The organism is Geodermatophilus sp. SYSU D01176 (assembly GCF_054050015.1).
Window position 1 is genome coordinate 222674 of the sequence record NZ_JBJGYN010000003.1, and the last position, 7855, is coordinate 230528.

General features: G+C 76.2%; 8 protein-coding genes. 1 reads left to right on the forward strand and 7 read right to left on the reverse strand.

The features are described 5' to 3' along the window. Nucleotides 1–49: 49 nt before the first annotated feature. The 3 genes from ACI78Z_RS03895 to ACI78Z_RS03905 form a co-directional block, all read right to left on the reverse strand. Nucleotides 50–817: an ABC transporter permease gene (locus ACI78Z_RS03895; RefSeq protein WP_457035203.1), complete on the reverse strand. Its 768-nt coding sequence runs from the start codon at nt 815–817 to the stop codon at nt 50–52. Then, nucleotides 814–1536, reverse strand: a complete 723-nt coding sequence (locus ACI78Z_RS03900; RefSeq protein ID WP_457035204.1) for an ABC transporter ATP-binding protein — start codon at nt 1534–1536, stop codon at nt 814–816. Before ACI78Z_RS03900 ends, ACI78Z_RS03895 begins: the two co-directional genes overlap by 4 nt. 105 nt (nt 1537–1641) lie before the next feature. After that, entirely contained in the window at nt 1642–2589 is a 948-nt protein-coding gene (locus ACI78Z_RS03905) for an NAD(P)/FAD-dependent oxidoreductase (RefSeq protein WP_457035205.1), read from the reverse strand. A gap of 64 nt (nt 2590–2653) precedes the next feature. Here ACI78Z_RS03905 and ACI78Z_RS03910 point away from each other — a divergent pair, with 64 nt between their 5' ends. Beyond that, on the forward strand, nt 2654–3463 hold the full coding sequence (locus tag ACI78Z_RS03910) for a TrmH family RNA methyltransferase (protein ID WP_457035206.1): 810 nt from the start codon (nt 2654–2656) through the stop codon (nt 3461–3463). A gap of 58 nt (nt 3464–3521) precedes the next feature. Here ACI78Z_RS03910 and ACI78Z_RS03915 read toward each other — a convergent pair whose 3' ends face one another. The 4 genes from ACI78Z_RS03915 to ACI78Z_RS03930 all read right to left on the reverse strand — a co-directional run bounded on the left by ACI78Z_RS03915 (nt 3522) and on the right by ACI78Z_RS03930 (nt 7626). Next, on the reverse strand, nt 3522–3995 hold the full coding sequence (locus tag ACI78Z_RS03915; protein WP_457035207.1) for a general stress protein: 474 nt from the start codon (nt 3993–3995) through the stop codon (nt 3522–3524). Between the two features lie 71 nt (nt 3996–4066). Beyond that, nucleotides 4067–5011 carry a septation protein SepH gene (sepH, locus tag ACI78Z_RS03920; RefSeq protein WP_457035208.1) on the reverse strand — a complete coding sequence of 315 codons (945 nt, stop codon included), beginning with the start codon at nt 5009–5011 and terminating at the stop codon, nt 4067–4069. 210 nt (nt 5012–5221) lie between these two features. Further along, the gene (serC, locus tag ACI78Z_RS03925; RefSeq protein ID WP_457035209.1) at nt 5222–6334 is read right to left on the reverse strand and encodes a phosphoserine transaminase; all 1113 of its coding nucleotides are present in this window, start codon (nt 6332–6334) and stop codon (nt 5222–5224) included. Between the two features lie 161 nt (nt 6335–6495). Continuing rightward, entirely contained in the window at nt 6496–7626 is a 1131-nt protein-coding gene (locus ACI78Z_RS03930; protein WP_457035210.1) for a citrate synthase 2, read from the reverse strand. Nucleotides 7627–7855: the final 229 nt, after the last annotated feature.

Consider the following 7855-nt stretch of genomic DNA (forward strand, 5'->3'; position numbering starts at 1 on the left):
GTGTCGGGGTTGCCGGGACGGCGACCGGTCGGCCGCCGGCGTGCCTGGCTCAGCCGGTCCTCCTCCGCAGGGTCGCCGCCGCCAGCGCGAGGGCGAGCAGGGCCGCGCCGGCCACGACGCCGACGTCCACCCACATCGTCCCCGTGGGGCTGGTTGAGCGCCCGACCTCACGCAGCGCCTCCACGGCGTAGGTCAGCGGCAGCACGTCGCTGACCGCCTGCAGCCACCCGGCCATCTGCTCGCGCGGCACCAGCAGCCCGCAGAGGAAGAACTGCGGGAGGACGACGACCGGCATGAACTGCACCGCCTGGAACTCGCTGCGCGCGAAGGCGCTGGCCAGCAGCCCCAGCGCGACCCCCAGGACCGCGTCGACGACGGCGATGAGCACCACCGCCCACACCGGTCCGGCCAGGTCCAGGTCGTAGAGCGTCGTCGCCACCGCGACGGTGACCAGGGCCTGCACGGCCGCGGCCGTCCCGAACGCGGTGCCGTAGCCGAGCAGCAGGTCCAGCCGGGACAGCGGGGTGGTGAGCAGCCGCTCCAGCGTGCCGGAGGTGCGCTCGCGCAGCATGGCGATGCTGGTCACCAGGAACATGACGACGAACGGGAAGACCCCGAGCATCGTCAGCCCCACCCGGTCGAAGAGGGTCGGCTGCCCCGGTGGCGCGGGCAGGTCGGCCCACAGCAGGTACAGCAGCCCCAGCAGCAGGCTGGGCAGCAGCACCAGCATCCCGACCGTGCGGTGGTCGTGACGGAGCTGGCGGAGCACCCGCTGCGTGGTGGCCGCGGTGAGCCGCGGCGAGACCGCGGTGGTCATGCCGCCACCTCCTCGCGGGCGCGGACCAGGCGGAGGAAGGCCTCCTCGAGGTCGGTGGTGCCGGCCTCCGCCCGGAGCCGGGCGGGGGTGGAGTCGGCCAGCAGCTCGCCCTCGCGGAGCAGCAGCAGCCGGTCGCAGCGGCCCGCCTCGTCCATGACGTGGCTGGAGACCAGCAGCGCGGCACCGGCGGCCGCCAGGGCGGCGAAGCGGTCCCACAGCTCCACCCGCAGGACCGGGTCCAGGCCCACGGTCGGCTCGTCGAGGACCAGCAGCTCGGGGTCGCCGACGAGCGCGCAGGCGAGTGAGGCGCGGCCCTGCTGACCGCCGGAGAGGTCGCGGACGAGCTGGCCGGCGGCATCGGCCAGGCCCACGTCGGCCAGCGCGGCGTCGGCCGCCACCGGACTCCGGCCGTACAGGGCGGCGAAGTAGCGGGCGTTCTCCCGGACCGTGAGGTCGGGGTAGACGCTGGGCGTCTGGGTGACGTAGCCGACCCGGCTGCGCAGGCCTGGCGAGCCGGCGGGCAGACCCAGCACGGTCACGTCGCCGGAGGTCACCCGCTGCACCCCCACGAGGGCGCGCATCAGCGTGGTCTTCCCGCTGCCGCTCGGGCCCAGCAGGCCGGTGACCTGGCCCGGGAGGACGCCGAACGACAGGCCGCGGAGCACTTCCCGGTGCCCGCGGTGGACGACGAGGGCGGAGACGGTGACGGCGTCGGCCATGGGGACCTCCCGGACGGAGAACTCAACGCCTGATGAACTCAACGCTAGATGAGTTCTGCACCCGCGGTCAACGGTCCCCGGCGCGCCGGGCGGCGGTGGTGGTCGTCAGGCCGTGAGCAGGGCGCGGCCCAGCGCGGTGCCCGAGGTCCAGGCGGCCTGCACGCGGGACGGGGCCGACCACCCGTCGCCGCAGACCCCGATCCCGTCGACGAGCCCGAACGGCTCCGGCCGCGCCTGCGCCGGACGCGCGTACCTCCAGCGGTGCACCGCCGTCCAGGCCGGCGGGACGGCGACGCCCAGCGCCCGGCCGACCGCGGCGGCGACCGGGCCGGCGGCGGCGTCCGGGTCCGCCAGGTGCGCGGCGGCCAGCTCCGCGGTGGTGTGCGCCACCAGCACCGGGGCGCCGTCCCCGCGCCGGTCGCCGTCGTCGGCCACCCAGGTGACCGCGGGGTCGTCGTGGACGAAGGCGCCGTGCAGGTCGGCCGGCCAGCGGCGCTCGGGCCACCCGAGCACGACGGCCAGCGACGGCTCCCACGGCCGGTCGTCCAGCAGCCGTCCGGCCGTGGCCGCGTCCAGCAGCCGGCGGGCCTGCGGGTCGGGCACGGCCAGGACGGCGGCCGGCACGTCCTCGCCGTCCACCCGCGGGCCGGGGCCGATGGCCGCGACCGTGCGCCCGCTCGCCACGTCCAGCCCGGCGGCGAGGTCGGCGACCAGGGCGCGCAGCCCGCCGGGCGCGGCGTAGCGGACCGGGCCGGTGGTCGTCGAGCGCAGCCCCTCGGGCCCGGCGACGGCGAAGGTGTCGGTCCACGGGCGGGCCAGGCCGCGGTCGACCCAGTCGCGGACCACGGCGGCGAAGGGGGAACCCTCCTCGGCCGTCAGGTAGGAGGCGCCGAGGTCGACGGTCCGCTCGTGCAGCGTGCGCGAGGCCATCCGCCCGCCGGGCCGGCGACCCCGGTCGAGCACGCGGACGGCCACCCCGGCCTCGGCGAGGACGCGGGCGCAGGCGGTGCCGGCGATGCCGCCGCCGACGACGGTCGTGGGGGAGGAGGGCACGCCGACGATCCTGCGGGCCGGACGGCGCGGCCGCCCGCTGGCCGCGGTTGACAGGATCGGGGCCGTGCCCGAGCCCCTCGTGACGATCACCGACCCGGACGACCCGCGGGTGGCCGACTTCCGCGACCTCAAGGCCGGGGACCGGCGGCCGGGCACCGAGCGCGGCACCGGGCCGGTGATCGTCGAGGGGGTCCCGGCGGTGGAGCGGCTGCTGGCCTCGCCCTACCGGGTGCGCGCGGTCCTCGGCGTCCCCGGGCGGGTGGCGGCGCTGGGCCTGCCCGAGGGGGTGGCCGCCTACGAGGCGGACAAGTGGGTGCTCTCGGAGGTGATCGGCTTCCGGCTCACCCGGGGCGTGCTGGCCTCCGCCGAGCGGCGCCCGCCGGCCGACCTGGACGAACTCCTGGCCGGGCCGGATCCGGCCGCACCCCGCCGGCTGGCCGTGCTGGAGGCGCTCAACGACGCGGAGAACCTGGGGTCGATCGCCCGCTCGGCGGTGGCGCTCGGCGTCGACGGGCTGCTGCTGGACCCGCGCTGCGCCGACCCGCTCTACCGCCGCTCGGTGCGGGTCTCGATGGGGCACGTGCTGGCGCTGCCCTTCGCCGTCCTACGGGACTGGCCCGGCGGGCTGGACCGGGTGCACGACGCCGGCTACCTGACCGTCGCGCTGACCCCCGCCGACGACGCGGTCGACCTGGCCGAGGTGGACCCGCGGGCGCACCCGCGGACCGCGGTGCTGCTCGGCGCGGAGGGGCCGGGGCTGACCCCGGAGGCGCAGCGGGCCGCACGGGTGCGGGCGCGCATCCCGATGCGGGCCGGCGTCGACTCCCTGGGCGTCGCCGCGGCCGCCGCGGTCGCCTTCGCCACCCTCAGGTGACCGGCCACTCTTCAGGGGCCCGCGCCGAGCTTGCGAGGCGTGGGGGGAAGAGTGGTCCTTACCCGCGCAGCGAGAAGCGGGCCAGGTGCGCCCGGGCCTCCTCGGCGCGGGCGGGGTTGCACATGATGTCGTACCGGCCGGCCACCACCGCACTCGTGCTGGTGAAGTCCCGCTGTCCCCGGGTGGCGGCGTACCCGATCGCGCCGAACAGGGCGCCGAACAGCAGGCCGATGAGCAGGCCGGTCAGGATCGAACCGAACCACGCGGAGCCGTCGACGGCGAAGATGCCGAGCAGCAGGCCGACGAACAGACCCCACCAGGCGCCGCCGGCCGCACCGGCCGCGAGCACCCGGCCCCAGGTGAGCCGGCCGGTGACCCGTTCCACCTGGCGCAGGTCCGAGCCGATGATCGTGACGTTCTCCACGGGGAACTTCTGGTCGGAGAGGAAGTCGACGGCGGCCTGGGCCTGCTCGTAGCTGTCGAAGGAACCGACCTGCACGCCGCCGAGGGGCATGGACACCGAGGCTGACATGTCGGACTGCTACCCCGGGCGGTCCGCCGGACACCTGCCGCTCAGGAGGTCGGCGTCACACCGCGCGCCGGTCAGCGGTGCCGGCGGACCCCGAAGACGATGTCCTCCCACGCCGGGATGCGGGCGCGCGGGTCCTCGTCGTCGTCCCCGTCGCCGCCGGGCCGGCCGAGGACGACGGTGTCGTGCTCGCTGATGTCGTCCCCGTCGACGGGCGCGTCGGGATCGGTGCGCCGCGTGGCGGCGGGGGCGTTCTCGACCGGCAGCACCGGCCGCGCCTCGTCGTCCTCGGCGGGGTCGTCGTCCCCGTCGCGGGCGAGCCGGGAGGAGGCGGGCGCGGCGACGCCGTCGTCGTCGGGGACGACGACGACCGGGCGGCTGCGCACCGGTACCGGCCGCTCGGCCGGTACGTGCGGGACGACGCGCACCAGGCGGGTGCCCTCGGCGAAGTCGGTGGTGGCCGCGTCGACCGGGGCGACCGTGCGGGCCGGGATGTCGTAGGCCCAGCGGGTGACGCCGGACTTGGCGCCCGCCTGCCAGGCGGCGGTGACCTGCCAGACGCCGTCGCCGGCGCGGTGGGCGTCCCAGCGGACGGCGTCGAGGTCGGCGCCGAGCAGCCGCAGCCGCTCGGACATGAACTGCTGCAGCGGGACCGACGGCGTGCCCTCCGACAGCCGCACCCGGGCCTCGCGGGCCTGCTCGGCCACCCGCTCGCGCTCCTGCAGCACCGGGTGGGCGAAGCGCATGATCCGCTCGACCCGGATGCCCGAGGCCTGTGCGACCTGCTCGGGGGTCTCCCCGGCGCGGATGCGGGCCTGGATCACCCGGGGCGGCAGCGTCGCGCCGATCTCCACGTCGATCTGGCCCAGCCGGCGCGCGTCACCGCGCGCGGCGGCACGGACCCGCTCGTCGATCGGCAGCGCGAACCGCTCGCCCTCCTCGCCCGGTTCGGCGCCGTCGAGGGCGAGCACCAGGCTCGTGCCGTCCTCGGTGAGCGCCACGAGCCGCAGCTGACGCATGGGCGGCCTCCTGGGTGGGTGCTCGGGGTCGGGACGGCGGACGGACCGACCCCGGGACGGGGGAGTCCGCACCCGAGGCTATCCGCGCGCGCAGGAGCGTGTCGGCAGGCTCGCCCGGCGTGGCGCGACGGCCCCCCTGCGAGGTCCCGCCGCCGGCCCCGTCCAGGGTCCCACCCCGAGCCCGCGAAGGGGGGAGGGCGGGCCCCTCTCTCAGAGCTTGCCGACGACGAAGTCGATGCAGGCGGTGAGCGCGCTGACGTCGTCCGGGTCGACGGCGGGGAACATGCCGACCCGCAGCTGGTTGCGGCCGAGCTTGCGGTAGGGCTCGACGTCGACGACGCCGTTGGCGCGCAGCACCCGGGCCACCTCGGCGGCGTCCACCGACTCGTCGAAGTCGACGGTCCCGACCACGTAGGAGCGGTGGTCGGGATCGGTCACGAACGGCGTGGCGTACGGGGACTGCCGGGCCCACCCGTAGAGCCGGTTCGACGAGTCCTGGGTGCGCGCGACGGCCCCGGACAGGCCGCCGATCGAGAGCAGCCAGCGGATCTGGTCGGCCAGCAGGAACAGCGTGGCCACGGCCGGGGTGTTGTAGGTCTGGTCCTTGGCCGAGTTGTCGACGGCGATCGACAGGTCGAGGAAGCCGGGGATCCAGCGGCCGGAGGCCTTGATCTCGGCGATGCGGTCGAGGGCGTCGCGGGACATCAGGGCCACCCACAGCCCGCCGTCCCCGCCGAAGTTCTTCTGCGGGGCGAAGTAGTAGACGTCGGTCTCCGAGACGTCGACCGGCAGCCCGCCGGCGGCGCTGGTGGCGTCGATGAGCACCAGCGCGTCGTCGGTGCCGTGCGGCCGCTGCACCGGGGCCATGACGCCGGTGGAGGTCTCGTTGTGCGCCCACGCGTAGACGTCGACGCCGCGGGTCGCGGTGGGCAGGGCCAGCGACCCGGGGGCGGACTGGGCGACGACAGGGTCCCGGAGGAACGGTGCCTCGGCCACACCGGTCACGAACTTCGCGGAGAACTCGCCGTAGCTGCCGTGGGCGCTGCGCTCGCGGATCAGCCCGATGATCGCGGCGTCCCAGAACGCCGTCGTCCCGCCGTTGCCGAGGACGACCTCGTAGCCGTCGGGCAGGTCGAACAGCTCGGTCAGCCCCTCCCGCACCTGGCGGACCAGGCCCTTGACCGGCGCCTGCCGGTGGGACGTCCCCATGAGGGTGGCGCCGCTGCCGGCCAGGGCCGCGAGGGCCTCGGGGCGCACCTTCGACGGACCGCAGCCGAAGCGGCCGTCGGCGGGCAGGAGGTCGGCGGGGATGGTGATGCTCATCCGGGGTGGAGTGCCTCTCGAGGTCGCGGGAGCGGGGTCTGTGCACCGACGGCCCCGTCCCGGGTCCCGCCCCGAGCCTGCGAGGGGTGGGGAGGACGGGCGGCCTCCCTGCAGGGTCCCGCCGTGAGCGTGCGAACGGCGGGGGGCAGGGAGGTCCTCTTTCAGGCCGGCGCGGGCTCGTTGACGGCCTTGGTCTTGATGGTGTCGAAGCCCTCGACGTCCTCCGGCTTGCGCGGGCCGGGGCCGATGTAGCGGGCCGACGGGCGCACGAGGCGGCCGGTGTTCTTCTGCTCGAGGATGTGCGCGCACCAGCCCGCGGTGCGGGCACAGGTGAACATCGAGGTGAACATGTGGCTGGGCACCTCGGCGAAGTCCAGGACGATCGCCGCCCAGAACTCCACGTTGGTCTCGATCGGCCGGTCGGGCCGCCGCTCGCGCAGCTCCCTGAGCGCGGCCTGCTCCAGCGCCAGCGCGGCCTCGAAGCGCGGGGCGCCGAGCTCCTTGGCGGCCTTGCGCAGCGTCCGGGCGCGCGGGTCCTCGGCGCGGTAGACCCGGTGGCCGAAGCCCATGAGCCGCTCGTGCCGGTCGAGGAGGTCCTTGACGTACTTGTCCGCGTCCCCGGTCTGCTCGACGCCGTCCAGCATGTGCAGCACCCGGGACGGGGCACCGCCGTGCAGCGGGCCGGACATGGCACCGATGGCGCCGGACAGCGAGGCGGCGACGTCGGCGCCGGTGGAGGCGATGACGCGGGCGGTGAAGGTGGAGGCGTTCATGCCGTGCTCGGCGGCCGACGTCCAGTAGGCGTCGACGGCGGCGACGTGGCGGGGATCGGGCTCGCCGCGCCAGCGGACCATGAACCGCTCGACGATGGTGGCGGCCTCGTCGATGCGCGACTGCGGCACCGCCGGGACGCCGATGCCGCGGGCGGACTGCGCCACGTAGGACAGCGCCATGACCGCGGCGCGGGCCAGCTGCTCGCGGGCGGTCTCGCTGTCGATGTCGAGCAGCGGGCGGTAGCCCCAGAACGGCGCGAGCATGGCCAGGGCGGCCTGGACGTCGACGCGCACGTCGCCGCTGTGCACCGGGATCGGGAACGGCTCCGCCGGCGGCAGGCCCGGCCCGAACTTCCCGTCGACCAGCAGCGCCCAGACGTTGCCGAAGGTGACCTTGCCGACGAGGTCCTCGATGTCGACGCCGCGGTACCGGAGGGAGCCGCCGTCCTTGTCGGGTTCGGCGATCTCCGTCTCGAAGGCGATGACGCCCTCCAGGCCGGGTACGAAGTCGTCGGCCATCTCGCATGCTCCTCTGCGCGCGGGACTCGTGCGCGCACGGGAGGCGGCGCACGACTGCGGTTGACCCTAGGCCGTGCCGACGCGCCCGGGACACCCGGGGCGGGGCGTGCGGTGCCCTCCGGTGAGATCTGCACAGTGGTGGGGGGGGGGGGGGGGGGGGGGGGGGGGGGGGGGGGGGGGGGGGGGGGGGGGGGGGGGGGGCGGGGGGGGGGTGCGCCGGGGGCCCCAC